The 16,404-nt window shown below is 37.5% G+C and carries 9 protein-coding genes and 2 pseudogenes; 4 read left to right on the top strand and 7 right to left on the bottom strand.

What is annotated here, in order from left to right; translation table 11 throughout:
* Positions 1 to 16: 16 nt before the first annotated feature.
* The 5 genes from CXF79_RS03975 to kduD all read right to left on the bottom strand — a co-directional run bounded on the left by CXF79_RS03975 (position 17) and on the right by kduD (position 4,555).
* Positions 17 to 1,318, bottom strand: coding sequence for a TRAP transporter large permease (locus tag CXF79_RS03975; protein WP_101154056.1), 1,302 nt, complete (start codon positions 1,316 to 1,318; stop codon positions 17 to 19).
* Positions 1,318 to 1,842 carry a TRAP transporter small permease gene (locus CXF79_RS03970; RefSeq protein WP_101154055.1) on the bottom strand — a complete coding sequence of 175 codons (525 nt, stop codon included), beginning with the start codon at positions 1,840 to 1,842 and terminating at the stop codon, positions 1,318 to 1,320. The genes CXF79_RS03975 and CXF79_RS03970 overlap by 1 nt, the downstream gene beginning before the upstream one ends.
* Positions 1,835 to 2,845 carry a TRAP transporter substrate-binding protein gene (locus tag CXF79_RS03965; RefSeq protein WP_101154054.1) on the bottom strand — a complete coding sequence of 337 codons (1,011 nt, stop codon included), beginning with the start codon at positions 2,843 to 2,845 and terminating at the stop codon, positions 1,835 to 1,837. Before CXF79_RS03965 ends, CXF79_RS03970 begins: the two co-directional genes overlap by 8 nt.
* 75 nt (positions 2,846 to 2,920) lie before the next feature.
* Positions 2,921 to 3,763 carry a 5-dehydro-4-deoxy-D-glucuronate isomerase gene (gene kduI / locus CXF79_RS03960; protein ID WP_101154053.1) on the bottom strand — a complete coding sequence of 281 codons (843 nt, stop codon included), beginning with the start codon at positions 3,761 to 3,763 and terminating at the stop codon, positions 2,921 to 2,923.
* A gap of 15 nt (positions 3,764 to 3,778) precedes the next feature.
* On the bottom strand, positions 3,779 to 4,555 hold the full coding sequence (kduD, locus tag CXF79_RS03955; protein ID WP_101154052.1) for a 2-dehydro-3-deoxy-D-gluconate 5-dehydrogenase KduD: 777 nt from the start codon (positions 4,553 to 4,555) through the stop codon (positions 3,779 to 3,781).
* A 230-nt stretch (positions 4,556 to 4,785) separates the two neighbouring features.
* On the opposite strand from kduD, the gene CXF79_RS03950 reads away from it, so the two are divergent.
* The 3 genes and pseudogenes from CXF79_RS03950 to CXF79_RS23910 form a co-directional block, all read left to right on the top strand.
* On the top strand, positions 4,786 to 5,730 hold the full coding sequence (locus tag CXF79_RS03950; RefSeq protein ID WP_101154051.1) for a DUF4861 family protein: 945 nt from the start codon (positions 4,786 to 4,788) through the stop codon (positions 5,728 to 5,730).
* Between the two features lie 475 nt (positions 5,731 to 6,205).
* The gene (locus CXF79_RS03945; RefSeq protein WP_101154050.1) at positions 6,206 to 9,694 is read left to right on the top strand and encodes a polysaccharide lyase family 8 super-sandwich domain-containing protein; all 3,489 of its coding nucleotides are present in this window, start codon (positions 6,206 to 6,208) and stop codon (positions 9,692 to 9,694) included.
* Positions 9,695 to 9,908: 214 nt separating this feature from the next.
* A pseudogene (locus tag CXF79_RS23910) lies at positions 9,909 to 10,028 on the top strand (hypothetical protein); the annotation flags it as partial.
* Positions 10,029 to 10,805: 777 nt separating this feature from the next.
* Here the strand turns inward: CXF79_RS23910 and CXF79_RS03940 are convergent.
* Positions 10,806 to 12,104 (bottom strand): glycoside hydrolase family 88/105 protein, encoded by a 1,299-nt coding sequence (locus CXF79_RS03940; protein ID WP_101154049.1) that lies wholly within the window; start codon positions 12,102 to 12,104, stop codon positions 10,806 to 10,808.
* A 261-nt stretch (positions 12,105 to 12,365) separates the two neighbouring features.
* On the opposite strand from CXF79_RS03940, the gene CXF79_RS03935 reads away from it, so the two are divergent.
* The gene (locus CXF79_RS03935; RefSeq protein ID WP_101154048.1) at positions 12,366 to 15,512 is read left to right on the top strand and encodes a chondroitinase family polysaccharide lyase; all 3,147 of its coding nucleotides are present in this window, start codon (positions 12,366 to 12,368) and stop codon (positions 15,510 to 15,512) included.
* A 303-nt stretch (positions 15,513 to 15,815) separates the two neighbouring features.
* Here CXF79_RS03935 and CXF79_RS23570 read toward each other — a convergent pair.
* Positions 15,816 to 16,130, bottom strand: a pseudogene (locus CXF79_RS23570) (transposase).
* Between the last annotated feature and the right edge of the window lie 274 nt (positions 16,131 to 16,404).

Raw genomic sequence — 16,404 nt, 5'->3', positions numbered from 1 at the left:
TTACAACCTCATCCCCCTACTTTATCAAACCAAAATATCTAGGTAAAAACTCTGTAATTTCAGGGATATAAGTCACCAACATTAACGCAACAAACATAGCCAAATATAGCGGTAACATGGGTCTAATTATTTTTTCAATCGAGGTTTTTGCCACTGAGCAACTAACGAATAGTACCGCACCAACGGGTGGGGAACACAAACCAATAGATAAATTCAACACTAACATAATACCAAAATGAATTGGTGACATACCGATACTTTCAGCCACAGGCAGAAAAATAGGAGTAAAAATAAGTACTGCTGGCGTCATATCCATAAAGGCACCAACTAAAATTAGCGTTAAGTTAATAATCAATAGAATGATTAAAGGGTTTTCACTTATTGTTAATAAGAACTCGCTAATAATTTGTGGGATGTTCTCATAAGATAAAATCCAAGACATTGCCGATGATGCTGCAATTAAAAACATAACAATTGCAGTAATTCCGCCTGCACGTAAAACTAAATCAGATAATTCACTTAGTTTTATTTCACGATAAACCACAACGGCTAAAAATAGTGAATAAAGTACCGCTATAGCGCCCGCTTCTGTTGCAGTAAACACGCCTCCAATAATTCCACCAATAACAATAAACAATAGTAATAAACTGGGCAACGCCGCAGCAATTTTATTAATCACGGTTCGTAGTGGTAAAACATGACCTCTTGGATAACCTTTTTTAACAGAGTAGACAGAACAAACTAGCATCAAGGAAAAAGCCACTAATAAGCCAGGTAAGTAACCGGCAATAAATAATGCCGATATTGATACCCCGCCACTTGCAATAGCATATATGATCAATATATTACTTGGAGGTATAATCATCCCTGTTGTTGCTGCCGTAGCAGTTACTGCTGTTGCAAAGTTTCGATCATACCCCTGCTTTTCCATCTCAGGGATCATAAAGCTACCAATGGCACTGGTTGCTGCAACAGCTGAGCCAGAAATACCACCAAATAAAGTACATGATAAAACGTTAACTAATGCTAATCCGCCGGGGAGCATGCCAATTAATGCCATCGCACATTCAATTAGCCGTTTTGCCACGCCACCACTGCCCATAATCAAACCTGACAAAATAAAAAAGGGGATGGCAAGTAAGGCAAAAGTATTAACACCGCCAATCATACGTTGTGCAATAGTGGTAACCGCAGGAACAAAATCAATACTGAATAACATAGTGACTAAAGTCGCGATGCCAATACTAAAAGAGATGGGAACGTTTAAAAATAATAAAACAAAAAAGATAACGATTAATACTAAGCCACTGATTTCCATTAACGAATCTCCTTATTTAGTGATATTTCATTTATCGAACGCGTATTATCATCACTAGCTCCGACTAACTCTACACACTCTACTACTGCATAAAAGCATAACAATAGGCCCGAAATTGGTAATGCCAAGTAAATCAGTCCCATGGGGAAATTCAACGCAGGTGAAACTTGTACCGGGTGATAACTCAAATTAACTAATTTGCAGCCACCAATAACTAATACAAGCGCTGAAAAAATAAAAACGGCAAAATGCGAAAAAAATTCAGCCTTTTTTTGCTGTTTCGGGGCTAGTTTGTTTGTAAAAATATTTAACCCTAAATGCGCTTTGGTTCGATAACAATAAACTGAACCAATCATGCTAATCCATATCAATAAAAAACGCGCAATCTCTTCTGAAGTAGAACTCGGCGCTTGTAATAAATAACGAGAGAAAACTTGCCACGATACCGTTATAACAATAAGTGCCATAAGTACCATTAATAATTTTTCAATAAGAAGATCGATCCCTTTAATGAACTTATTCATGAGTTACTCCTGTTGAACTATAATTATTTACCTGTTTTATTTTTTGTAATAAATTACCAATCTCAGTATTTTTAAACGTGGCATGAAACGGTGCTACAGCATCAAAAAATGGTTGTTTATCAGGATATATCACTTCAACGCCAGCTGCTTTTATCGCGGCTAAGGCACTTTCTTCTGCATTCATCCAAAGTGATTTTTGAAACTCAACGGCGTCACTCATCGCTAACTTTAGCCATTTTTGTTGTTCAACGTTGAGAGAATCAAAGATATGTTTACTTGCGATGATCACATCAGGCACGGAAGTATGTTCATTCAGAGAATAATACGGACATATTTCATAGTGATGGGATAAATAATAGCTTGGCGGATTATTCTCTGCACCATCAACTACACCTTGCTGTAGTGCTGCATATAATTCTCCCCATGAAATAGGTGTTGCCGCACCACCAAAAGCATCGACCATTTTAATCGCGGTCTGACTACTCATCACTCTAATTTTTTTACCTATCACATCTTTTGGTGAACGTATCATGCTTTCACATGTATAAAAACTTCGACTACCTGCATCAAAATACCCTAGCCCCGTTAAGTTTGCTTTTTCTGCACTTGATAAAATACCTTGACCAACTTCACCTTGTAATACACGCCAACGATGCGTTCTACTACTAAATATATATGGCAAACTATATATTTTCATTGCAGGTACAAAACCTTCCATGGCTGCCGCAGATACTTTAGTCATCGCTAAACTGCCAATTTGTAATAGCTCAACCATTTCTCGCTCTGAGCCAAGTTGACCATTAGCATACAGTTTGAGCGACATTGTCCCTTTAGAATAATGTGTAAGACGTTCAGATAGGTGAACAAGTGATTTATGAACAACATGCTCTGTATCTAATGTATGCCCAACTCTTAAAACATGGCCATTTTTTGATTGACCACAACTCGTCAAAAGTAATATTGACAGCAAAAAATATATCAACTTAACCAAACTAAATACCACCTCAGAAACAACATGAGCTGACTAAATAGCCAGCTCAATTATTTATATAACTTATTCAAACATACAATATGCCAATTATCTTAACTCATTCGGCATGTACTTATCCATGTCGTCATAATCTAAGTTTTCACCCGCCATACCCCAAATAAAAGAGTAGTTTGAAGTACCTGCACCACTATGAATTGACCACGCTGGTGAAATAACAGCCTGCTCATTGCCAGTCCAAATAAGGCGAGTTTCTTTCGGCTCTCCCATAAAATGAGAAACGGCTTGATCTTCAGCCAAGTCAAAATACAAATAAGCTTCCATACGACGGTCATGTTGATGAGCTGGCATGGTATTCCACACACTACCCGGCTTTAAACAGGTCATGCCCATTTGTAATTGGCAAGTTTCAACTACGCCATTAATAATCAACTGGTAAATTGTACGCTCATTAGAGGTTTCCAATGATCCTAGCTCCAAGACATTAGCATCTTTACGAGTGATCTTTTTTGTTGGATAACTTTTATGCGCTGGTGCAGAGTTTAAGTAAAAGCGTGCCGGTGAGTTTTTATTTACACTCGTAAAAGTGACGAGCTTATTACCAGCACCAACATATAATGCTTCTTTATTGTGCAGAAGATACTCTTCACCATCGACAGTAACTACACCAGTTTCACCTATATTGATAATGCCCAATTCACGACGATCTAAAAAATTTTGTGCTTTTAGCGGATCAATCGCGTTGAGTTCCAATGCTTGATTAATTGGTACAACACCACCAACAATGTAACGCTCGTAATGTGTGTATACTAATTTTATTTTATCTTGTTGAAAGAGGTCGTCAGCAAGAAAGCTATCACGTAATTGCTGGGTATTAAAAGTTTTTGCTTCGTTATGCCCAACGGCGTATCTGTTTTCGTAATCAATAGTCATAATTTATCCCTTATTTTATCTAGCTAACCAACCGCCATCTACAGCCAATACATGACCATTCACGTAATCACTCGCTTGTGTTGCAAGAAAAGTTACTGCTCCCACTATCTGTGAAGGCTCGCCCCACTTCCCTGCAGGTATTCTCTTTTCTATATCTTTATTTCTTTCAGGGTTAGCTTGTAGAGCCTTAGTATTGTCGGTTCTAAAATACCCTGGAGCGATAGCATTTACTTGCACATTATCAGCCGCCCATTCATTCGCTAATGCTTTGGTTATCCCTACAACACCATGTTTACTCGCGGTGTATGCTGGCACCGTAATACCACCTTGGAAAGACAACATTGAGGCGATGTTTATAATTTTTCCCTGTTTGTTTTCCAGCATTTTTTTACCTACTAATTGGCATAATAAAAAGACAGAATTTAAATTTACATCAATAACTTTATTCCATTCATCTAATGGAAAATCTACCGCAGGATGTCGAGCAATAGTACCGCCATTGTTAACCAATACATCAATGGTGCTCACTTTCTCATACGCCTGTATGACTAAAGATCGCACCGCTTCAGGTTGTGACAAATCAGCCGCTAAACAATAGGCTTTTCGCCCTAACTGCTCAATAAGTGCAGCAGTTTCATCTGTACCGCCAACACGCGAACTACAGCAAATAACATCAGCCCCTGCTTGAGCAAAACCTACTGCAATCGATTGGCCTAACCCCCTACTTGCGCCAGTTACTAGTGCGGTTTTTCCCTTCAAAGAAAAAATATTTTGATCTGAATTTGTTGTCATAATCTCTTTCACCAAACAATTATATAAATCTACAATAAAGATATCAGTCCTCATGTTATCATACAAGTTGATATTTACATATTTATTAAACGTATTTAAATTATTGCTTCACGTTATATTACTTTTATTAGATGTAGTTTAGTAAATATCAGTCTCAGACTATTATCAAACCATTCGTAGTATGATATCTTACAAGTAATAATCGTTTAATTATAATTTAGGCAAGACTAATGAAAGCTTCTAAACTAATATTGCTAGGCATAACCACCCTATTAACGACTAGCTGTACTCAGCAAGTCGTTGTCAAATCATCACAAAAAAATCAACAAACAGCTATTACAGGTAGCGAATTAGTCGCTAAAGAAAAGCAAAAAGTAAAAGCTTACGCGAAATTTGTGCCTATAAGAGAAGACGATTTTGCTTGGGAAAATGACCTTGTTGCATTTCGCATGTATGGACCTTCCTCTTTAGCGACTCCAACCAAAGCGGCTAGCGGTATTGATTGCTGGCTAAAACGCGTGGACTACTCTGTGATTGATAAATGGTATGACAATTATCAAAATAATATTAGCTACCATACCGATTGGGGTGAAGGCCATGATCCATATCATACAGGCACTTCTCGTGGCACAGGTGGAACAGCTGTATGGATAGATAATCAACCTTACCCCTCAGGTACATTTAGCGCATCACGCATAATTGACGATAACCCAAAAAAAGTAATTTTTGAACTTGATTATGTTTGGAAAACCAAACTCGGTGAAGTATCAGAAACTAAACAAATTAGTCTTGCGTTAAACTCCCAGTTATTTGAAGTTACTTCAAGCTTTCTCCTTAATGGACAACCGGCAAAAAATCTCAGTATTGCGATTGGCGTTGCGACTCACGACGAAGCTGCAAAGGTCAGTAAAAGTCAAAATGCTGGCTGGATAGCCGCTTGGGAGAACATCAAAGGTTACCACTTAGGTACAGGCGTTGTTGTTAACCCTAAGTATATCGATAGCATTATCCACCTACCATCTACCAAAAAAGATCAAAGCCATATTTGGCTCATTTCACATACCGATGAAAAAGGAAAATTACATTATGCCGCAGGCTATGGATGGGAACGTGCAGAGAAAATCACATCAGAATCACAATGGCAAAAATATTTAAATAACTATTCATTTAAATAAATACTGCAAGCCTCAATGGTCGTAATACCGAATTCAGTATTACGACCATTGAGGGTAAAACATAAAGAAATAGATAAGTTATGCCACGTAGTAGGGCTTACTGTTATCAGTACCTTCACGTTAACTACACAAATTCATCTTCCTGTAACGTCTGCAGTATTAATAAACCTTCGCCCCTTAAATTTTAAACTTTTAATAGGCGAAGGTTAAGCCTATGTCATTTAAATAATTACCTTTATAAAACGCTATAAGTTCGTAGCTAAAAATACACATTTTAATATATTGCCTACTTATAGATATTATTATAATCTAATCAGGTTATATGACAACGCCTCTTTAATAACCACAATAGAAATAGATCTATAAATTTTATTAGAGGTTATTAAAACAACTAAACATATAAAGCGAGCTGTTACCAATAACAAATCATAATACAACTTCCTTGCTATCAAGGAAGGTAATTTGGGGACAATATATGAAAAATTTAATACCACAAGTATCAATACCAAAGATATTTACAAGCAATACAATCAGGGTACTAACGCCTATAGTCGCAGGTGCCTTCTTGCTGACATCAAACTCATCTTTCGCGCAATGCACTATTGATACTAATAAGTTTAATGGCTTTACTAAAATCGGTGCTGTTGAACTAACACAAGTAACCAATGATGATGACAATACTGACGGCGAAAACGATGGCGCACTGTTAGTAAATGGCACATCAACAGAAGCCGGCCAAGGAAGTGCATACGCCTTTGAGTGTGACCTAAGTAACGCAGAAACCTTAACCATAGCGAGTCATGTTTATAACCCTAATGCTTCTTTTGTAAAATTAAGAGTTGCCTTACACAACACAACTGATGATGTTGAATTAGCAACAACACCAGCTTTAGCCTTAACTTCATCGTCGCCTGTGCATAATTATGCCTTATCTTACGATGTTCAAAACACCGATTTAACTGATACGTTAGAACTACGCTATATTCGCGTTGATGATGGAAACCCAGCTCGTGATTTTGCTGTCGATAATACCTCAATCAATGGCCAAGTATTATCAATGCAAGCTTATGTGCCACCACCCGTGGCAACATGCTTTGTTGACCCTCAAAACCAAATTGGCTTTGCACCAATAGGTGATATTGCTTTATTAGCCGTCACTGATGATGAAGATAATACTGATGGTGTTGGCGATGGCGCATTACTGTTTAATGGCCAATCAAAAGTTATTGGTCAAGGCGGAGCCTATTCTTTCGATTGTCCTATGACAGAAGGAGAAACATTGGCAATATCGAGCTATGTTTATAATCCAAGAAGTTCTTATGTTCAGTTAAAAGTTGCACTGCACAATGTCACTGACGATATCGAGCTAGCAACAACATCAGCTGTAGCAATTGTTCCTGCCAACCCAGTAGTTAACTTTAACTTTAACTACACAACTCAAAATACGGATGAAGGCGATGAGCTAGAGATACGGTATATTCGTACCGATGATGGTAATACTGCTCGTGATTTTTCAGTTGATAATGTCAGTCTCAACAACACCCAATTGCAAATTAAAAAAGCGCCACCGCCGTCGAACCCTGCTTGTACAATGCCAATTAACTTTAATACAGATATTGCTTTAACACCGGCGACATCTGAGCAAATTATTCAAATAGACAATATTTATCGAACTTTATCTGATATTCATATTGGTACTAACGAAACCGTCGATTTCGAGGAGCTAAATATTGAATTTAACGAAGCATTAGCCGCCTATGACAACTTAAATATTGTTGTATCAGAGGGTGAGATTGTGGGTGAAACCATTTCTTTTGGCGGTGCAGGTAAAATTCTTAAAGCTTTTGCCCAGCATTTAAAGCTTGTTGCTCCCGCAGATACTGCTATTGCGGAGAAAGCATCAAACCTTGTTTGGTTAGTATCACAAAAGCTTTGTACACTTGATATCACCAGAGACTATAACTCCTATGGATACCGTGAGTTTGCAAGACACACAATTCATTTGAAAGACTACTTATCTGACAGTGTCAAAGACAGATTTGGTTACACACTGTTAGTACAATCTGAAAACTTCGAAAATTTCTGGGGCGAATATACATCAGGCAAAGGTTACAACACTGACTGGATGTACAATATGGGTGATACTCTTACTTTATTTGGTTTGTGGAAAGATGTTACCACTAACGATGAACGCGTGCAGTGGTTAAAAGCCGCCAAACGTTACGTTGAACGCTTCTTAGTTTATTCTGATGCAACTAGTGACGGTATTAAACCTGACGGCTCAGGCTTTCATCATTGGTCCGCGTATGAGGGCTATATGTATTCATTAAGAAATGTCATTTATATTGTTTCTGCCCTTGATGATACCGACTTCCAAATAGACGCTGCTTCATATTTACGCTTAAGAAATGCTATTTATGCACAACGTATGAAAAGTAATGATGTCGGCTATATTGCATTATCTACCATTGGCAGAAATCCGAGCAGTAGAGGAATTACAACCCTGCCAGAGCACCTTAAAATATTGGCCATTAGTGGTGGTAAAATTTTAGGCCTTGATAGTGCTGACCCACTATTAGCTGGGTATTACAACCGTACTACAGGTGTTGATGCCGACTTTAACTATGATAAAATTGCCAAGTTTGACAACGGTTTTTTCCAGTTTAACCATGGTAATACTGGGGTATTAAGACATCGCAGTAAAAAAGGTGACTGGTTAGCTGTTATGAAAGGCTTTACCGACAATATGTGGGGTGCTGAACTGTATACTACAAGTAATCGTTATGGCCGTTATCAAAGTTACGGTGCCTTAGAAATTATTTATCCAGGCGATAATAGTGTTGGTAATAATGGTTTTGATGTCAACACTTGGAACTGGAACTATAACCCAGGAACCACAAGCATAGTACTACCTTGGGACAAGCTTCACGGCGAAAAATCACGTATCGATGAACGTCAACAAAAACGTTTTGTTGGTAGCTTAGCATTTATAAATAAAGGCAAAAAACGTGGTGTGCTTGAAGAAACTCATGGTAAATACGGCATATTTGCTATGGACTTCCAAGAACGTGAAAACGGTGGTGGTTTTGGCGAAACTTATGGCCCTAATACGCATAACACAAGCTTCACCTTTAAGAAGTCTAACTTTGCCTTTAAAAACATGATTGTGTCTTTAGGCTCAACTATCACTAACGATGATATTAACCACCCAACCGTAACCACTTTATACCAACGTTTAGCAACGGATGACAGTAGCGTTATTGTCGATAAAAAAGGCTATGGTGACCTTGGTGCAACAAGTTTTTCTGATAATAAAAACCATTGGCTTATTGATGATTACCAAACTGGCTTTTACCTTGTTGCTGGCAGCGGCGAATTAAAAGTATGGAAAGGTAACCAACAAACGCCAAACAAAGACCAACGTTGGCCTGTCGATATTTCACAAAACCCTATTGAGCAATACACTATCGGTTATCTTGATCACGGTATCGCGCCAGACAATCACGGTTATGAATATGTAACGGTACCTAATGCAAACGTTGGTAAAATGAAAAAACTCGCTAAGCACAAGCCGTATGTTGTTCATGAAAAAACATCACAACGACACGTGATTGAGCATTTAAGCAAGAATATTTGGGGCTATGCGTTATTTGAAGCAGCTAGCGATATGTCTCACACCAATGGTCTGCTAAAAGCAAGCGATACCCCAAGCTTAGTTATGCTTAAACACGCTAAACGTAACAAAGTCAGATTATCGGTTACTGATCCCGATATGGGCTTTACGTCCAGAGGAGTTGAGCCTATAGCGCCAAGAAAAGTGACATTAACTTTACATGGTAACTGGTCAATCAAGAAACAGCACCCGCGTGCTACGTTAATTAGCGCAGATACCACAGAAACAGTTATCGAATTTACCATTGTTGATGGCTTACCTGTTGAACTTAAACTAAGAGCCGTTAAATAAAAAGCTCATAGGATAATATAATTAACGGCATTCAATACTTTATTGCATGCCGTTTTTTTTATGTTGCATCAATATTTCAATAACCATCAACCTAAATTAAAATTAGTTACATTCATTCGCTGGAATAAAATATCACCACTGTTTTTGTCATTATCAATGATAATACCCCCCCCATACCTTTGCACTTAATTACGAAGATAGCGTATTTAAAGTTGACGCCATTACAAGGTATCATGGTGGCAATTACTCCGCTTATGCCCTAAGTGCTTTTGAATTACCCCCAAGCCTTATGTACTTATTGGCACGAAGCAGTTTTCATGTAGGCTCAGCATAAACTTCTGGTTATTACCAATTTGATTAAATTGGAGCTAGATTAGCGAGCTTAGAACAAACTAAATAGTTTAAACATAGTTGTTCTATATTTCATTTATTTGGTGACGCTATCAGCTTGGTAATTAGCTCCCAAAGGGCGAGTTTAAATGGTCAATTAATTAATCAACTTGGTATAACACAACAAAATAGATGAAACCGTTGCACAAGCCAACTTGCTTCTGTGGCCTGAAACCAACTTTGCAAGCGAGCTAAAACACAAGGGTTAAATGCACAAAATTCGGTTTTTTTTACACTTTTCCTTGTGACCCAACAGCAATAAAACGACAAGATAACTGGCCGGTACTCATCAAAGGTTATAGTGATTATGTTTGGGCTTCCTAAATTTAACGCGTCTCAAATCGCTATAGTCGTTATTCTGCCAACGCCACCGTGTAATTTAATTAATGATCAAGGCGAGCAAGCCAGTGGCTTTAATCAAGCAGTAAGGATTGGAATCGTTTCCCTGGTACTACTGGCATTTACTTACCTTAGGAGCGATTAGAAATCCCTCTCAAACACAGTATTGATCTGACTAAGTATAGCGCGTAGCACTACTTTGGACGCTTACCAATCAATACTGCAGAATCAGGTTACGGTTAGTTATATACTTCTAATTTCCAATAGCTTCTTTTTGCTCGTCGAGTTTTTCAGCTTCGCTGGGCAAACAAAAAACCCCATCATGAGTTAATCATATGGGGCTTAGTAATTTTCTACTTAAGGTTTACGATTTCAAATTTAATTATTCATTAAGCATGCGATAAATTTCAGTACCTGTTAGTAAAAAGCCACTTGTACCATAAAGTTGTGTATCGTCTGCAGAAACTGTATCTGGTGATGCACCAATAGGCTGTACCCAACCAATTTTACCACTTGGTTGGACAACACTAACCAATGCAACCCAAGCCTTTTTAACAACAGGTAAATAGGTTTTTTTATCCAAAATCCCCTGATTAATGCCTGACGCATAAGCGAAAGCCATAAGCCCCGTGCCACTTGATTCCTTAAATGGTTGCGATTCTGGCGCTAATACTGACGGGCGCCAAAAACCATCATCTTGTTGTGCAGATGCGAGACGTTTCATAACCTTCTTAAAAATATCTTCATAGTCTGCACGTTGTGGATGATCATGTGGAAAATGTTCTAGCATACGTGCCAAACCGGCAACTACCCAGCCAACACCACGCGCCCAAATAATTTTTTGACCATTTTTTTCACGTTTATCAAAATAACTACTGTCACGGAAAAATAAGTGATCTTCTTTATCCCACAAAAAATTAGCCGTTTCCCAAAATTCTTTATTAGCAAAGTCCAAATATTTTTTCTCTCCCGTTATTTTCGCTAAATGAATCCATACTGGCGGTCCCATAAATAATGCATCTGCCCAACACCAGCGATTCTTACAAGGAGTTATCCCTAATTCTCGACCACCATAGTAGTCTTTTGCTTCGGCGTTATGAAATTTGTCAGCTTTAACATCCACTTGAATATGTTTATATTCAAGTGATACCGTAGAAGGAGTATTTAAAATAATATCAAATACGGTTTTAATTGGTACCAGGGCTTCTGGTATTTTATATTTATCGTACAAATCTAAATACAGCTGTCCAATAGCATAATCGTCAGCATTATATATACGCGGTGCAATCAAATATTGATTACGTTCGGCAATAGATTTAAGTTTGAGGTAATAGCTTTCATCCCCATGAGCATCAGCTAGCTTTGCCCATTTCGCCATACCAACATGAAATGCTGCATATACCCAACCTTGAGGGTGTGTATCCCAAGATGTTGGATCCATATAAGCGGCTTTATCATAACCTTCAAACATGTTTGTTTTGACATTAAATTGCTGCCATTGCCAATCGGAAACAAACTTCATTGCTTGGTAAACATCTTTTTTATTCATCGCATCAGAGAACTTAACGTCATTGGCGTTTGCACTTGCAGATACGACGCTGATAGTTACCAATGCTAAAGTAATAAATCTCTTAATTTTTTTGAGGTGCATTTTACCAAAATATATTGTATTCAAGTACATGGTTATCCTTAATCAAATGTTTCTAAGCAAACCTGCCGCGCCTAAATAAAACTAAACGGAAGAAAGTTATGTGATGAAACAAAGTAATAATCACTAGTTATCATATAAGCATACAAGTATTGAAAAAATTACACAATAGCTAATACTGATAAATATCGAATACTAAAAATGTCATTTTAATACAGAGATAGATATTTAAAACAAATGGTGTATGATATCTTACAACCAAGTACTCTTCGAATTTAATAGTTAGGAAATAAAATGCGAAAATATGCAATAAAAACCCTCATTATCAACATATTACTTGCATTAATAATGAACAACTCATTAGCAAGCCCTATCCAACCCCCTGCGATAGAGTCTTTCGAAAGTAACTCAGTACTCGAGTATTATCAGTATAGTGATCGCAGTAACATTTCAATATCCAATAAACATTATAAATTCGGTCGACACTCTTTAAAATGGCAATGGCAAGGTAAAAGCACCTTATCTACCCAGCACTTTCGGACCCTAACCCACAGCCAAAGCCCGTTAAAATATGGTGATTATTTTCCATCAAGTCCAACTGTTATTATGTCGATATATAGTGAACATAAACAATCAACCTCGCTAAAAATAAGTTTTTCTCAACAAAATAATACGCAAAATAAAAATATCGTATCGTTTGATTTTCCTTTAAATTTTTATGGCTGGCGTACTATCCAGATCCCTTTTTATGAAATGGATGGTCATGCCCCCCCAAAAAATACTCCCGTGATTTATGATACGTTTTCGATTAGCACAAACGGCAATGGAGAAGCCTTTATTGATGATATTATTTTTTCTCAATTTCAAGACGATCGTTTTCCCTACCCTAGTCTACAAGCCCCATTTATACAGCAAGAGGCTCAAATAACAGCCAGTGATCATTGGATGCCCTTACAGAAAGATTTACAACGTATAAAAAATATGACCATTGTTCCGATAAAAGATAGTCAGCAAACACAACTCATCAAAATTGAAGAAAAAATAACCTCGCTATTAACAATCGAAAATACAGTACAAAATCTTGCTTCATTAAAACAAGATTTTGAACGGCTTGAACTCATTGATGATGGCAAAACTATTCAAGGGCCGCCATTAACTTATGCATTATCTGAGTTCTATTTCAACGAACATCAACAAGGTAAAAAACGTCATACAAAATTGAAAGATTTCGGCAAGTTGCTAAAAAGGCTGGCACAATACTATGTTAGTGACACCAAACAGATTGATAATATAAACAAAAATAAAATCGATATTGAAAAAATGTTTATCCAAGCCGCTCGCTACTATTTAGATCAAGGTTGGCAATCAGGCACATCGATGGGCACTCTGCATCATATTGGTTATAGTACTGGAGAGCTTACCGAAGCATTTTATCTGATGCGCAAATCTTTACAAAAAGCAGGTATCCTCAACGAGATTGGCGCAAGTTTGCAATGGATATTTAATCTAGGTAAATTGTTAGGTGATGAAGAGAGTTTTCACGCTAATATCGACTACATGAATACGCAGTCATTTTATCATTTATTAATCATATTTTTAAGCGACGAACGAGGAATGCAGGCTTCTCTGTTACAGTATTTCTCAAATTATATTTCTATTATCTTGGCACAAGATGATAGCCATGGTGTATTTAAAATAGACGGAACAGCATGGCATCATGGTGGCCATTATCCTGCTTATGCATTAGGCGCTTTTGAAAAAATACCACAACTCATCTATATATTGTCAGCTAGCCGTTTTAAAATCAGCCAAGCAGGTCACGCAAACTTTAAAAAATCGTTTTTAGCGAGTCGAATTTACAGCCAGCCCTTCGATTTTGGTTTTGGTAATGCTGGTCGACACCCTTTTGATGGTTCATTTTCAGGATTACAACAGCAATACATCCAACTCGCTTTGGCCGGTGATCCACAACATAATAATGCTATTGATAAAGATGTTGCTGCCGCCTATTTACGATTATGGAACAACGATGAAGAGCATAAGGCGCTATTCAAGCAGCACGACATTAGTGCTGAAGAATTAACGGGCTATTACAGCTTCCCTTATGCAGCAACAGCTGTACATCGCAATCAAAACTGGGCCGCACTGATTAAAGGTTATAGCAAGTACGTTTGGGCATCTGAAATTTATGTAGCATCAAACCGTTATGGTCGCTACCCAGCTAACGGAACAGTTCAGTTGATAAATGAAGAAGGTGAAAAAGCCAGTGGCTTTGTTCAAGCCGGTTGGGATTGGAATCGATTTCCTGCAGCAACGGTCATTAATCTACCAATTAAGCAATTAGAAACAAAAGAACCGCTATTAATGTTTCGTTCAAATGAATCACTTACTGGCAGCGTCGCACTTAATGGCAACGGCTTATTTGCAATGATACTAAATGAAAATAAGGGTTTTAATCATGAGGGAAACGAAGAATACCCTCAGATTTTAGCTGGCGGACTAAAAGCCAAAAAGTCCGTATTCTCTTTTAATGACAAATTGATATTCATTGGCACTGATATCAGTAGCAAAGATCCAAAAAATCCTGTTCAAACAAGTTTATTTCAATCTTATTTAACTGATAAAAACCTACCATTAGCAACATCAGTATCAGGAAAAGTTCACGAATTTCCTTATCAAGCAACACTGCCATTAAAAACAACGCTATTATCAAATAAAGAACATAATAAAAATCACTTAAGCAATTGGATCATTGATCCATATGGTAATGGTTACCATCTATTATCAGATAATGAAGTAACCATAAATCGAAGCCATCAACACTCTTTACACAATAAATTTTCATTACACAGTGGAAAAATGAACTCAAAAGGTAAAGGCGTCACTCGGACGTCTGGCGATTTTGCTAGTGCTTGGATAGACCACGGAGTAGCCCCTAAAAAAGGTGGTTATCAATACGTCGTCTATCCCTTTATTAGTAAAGTGATGAATCAAAAACACATTAACAACTTTGCAAAAATTACAAATACACAGAGCACTTATAATGTTCTACAAGCAAACAGTCACGCACATATTGTGACTGATAACATTACTAACACGACTGGCTATGCTATTTTTTCATCAGCAGAGCCCATAAAACATGGCTTGTTATCATCTACTTCAGCGCCTGCTTTAGTCATGATCCAAAAACTTGATAAGCAAACAGCAACATTAAGTGTAGTACAACCTGACCTTAACTTTGCTCAGTTAAAACCAATTAAAGGTTATAGCCAGCCTGTACCACTGACTATAATACTCAAGGGCAAGTGGCAAGTGCCTGAGCACACGCAGATAACCTCGGTAGCATATTCTCAAGGAAACACCGAAATAAATTTGGTTTGCCAACATGGTTTACCGGTTGCCTTTGAAGTACAAAAGAGAGCAAGTGTAACCATCCGGTAAAATCAGAATCGCTTTATTAGAGTTTTCCGTTTAACTGAAACCAACGAAGAATAACAAGGAATAAGAACAAGGAGAACAAAATCCCAAACGCTGTTAATAGAAGGTGAATCAGAGGCGATGGCTGCCCCTGATTTATGTCGGCAATATGGCGTGGGTCAAAGCACTTGTTATATATCACGTCAGGTCTGCTTAAGCCGAGTACTTTTCTAAGCAGCCTCCATTAGGATGTCGACAATGCTTTGCTTTGGCATTCATATTTTTACGAGCCCTAGTCACCAAATCAACGTCTGTTTCAGATAAATTTTAGTTTAATTTCTTTCTGATATACCCTTTACCAGTATAAGTTTTTTCATAGAAATGTTTACATAACTCTAGTATCGGGGTTCTATCATTAGTATTACGGAGTGTGATCTTCAAAGCAATAATTTCTCCTACATGATCAATCAATGAAGCTTAAAAGCCATAAAACCAACCCATTGTTCCCTTACCTCGTATTGCGACACCATCAAACAGTCGAATACGTGGAAGACGAGTGTTATGACACACTTTAAGGCTTATAGAGTCGACAAAAGAAACGCCCGCAGGTTTGCTTTTAACGATTTGAAAATAAGTACGCATAGGAATAAGTAGTGCTGACATTTTGTGCAAAAAATGCGTATAACTGATTAGGCTTGGAAAACTTTCCTGCTAGTATTTTGAACTAAACTACTATAAAAACACTTGAAATTACGATGATGGGATTGATGAAAAGCAAGTACGATAATCAGTATTCACTAGTAGGTATCTTTGATAGACGTTTTATCTTATTACCCATATGAGTTCATTTTCCCATATGGGCAATAATTTAGGGAAAAAAGTACCGACATCGCAAAATATATCGGTTAACTTATCC

This window comes from Colwellia sp. Bg11-28 (assembly GCF_002836245.1).
GTDB lineage: Bacteria > Pseudomonadota > Gammaproteobacteria > Enterobacterales > Alteromonadaceae > Colwellia > Colwellia psychrerythraea_A.
The sequence above is the reverse complement of the archived record's forward strand: the minus strand, read 5'-3'. Positions and strand labels throughout refer to the sequence as shown.